This is a genomic window from Streptomyces sp. AC550_RSS872, from assembly GCF_019049285.1.
Taxonomy (GTDB): domain Bacteria; phylum Actinomycetota; class Actinomycetes; order Streptomycetales; family Streptomycetaceae; genus Streptomyces.
The window spans coordinates 1-298 of record NZ_JAGMUL010000110.1; the positions used below are offsets into that span (position 1 = coordinate 1).

The 298-nt window shown below is 67.8% G+C and carries 1 protein-coding gene; it reads right to left on the minus strand.

Annotated elements, in window-relative coordinates; all coding sequences use genetic code 11:
• Window positions 1-298: beta-ketoacyl synthase N-terminal-like domain-containing protein (locus tag KUM44_RS31980; RefSeq protein ID WP_302186086.1), on the minus strand; the 298-nt coding region annotated here is incomplete at both ends.

Sequence of the window (298 nt, forward strand, 5' to 3'; positions counted from 1 at the left end):
CGTTCCGGCGCCGGCGTAGACGCCGATGGTGCCGTCGTACTGTGCGGAGTCGTAGCCGGCGTTCTCCAGTGCCTGCCAGGCGGTCTCCAGGAAGAGGCGGTGCTGGGGGTCCATGAGCTGGGCTTCGCGGGCGGTGTATCCGAAGAACTCGGCGTCGAAGAGGCCGGCGTCCTGGAAGCGTGGTCCGGCCTTGACGAAGTCGGGCCGGTTGAAGGTTTCCGGTGGTACTCCCGCCGCGGTGAGTTCCTCGTCGGTCAGAGCGACGATCGACTCGACACCGTCGCGCAGGTTGCGCCAG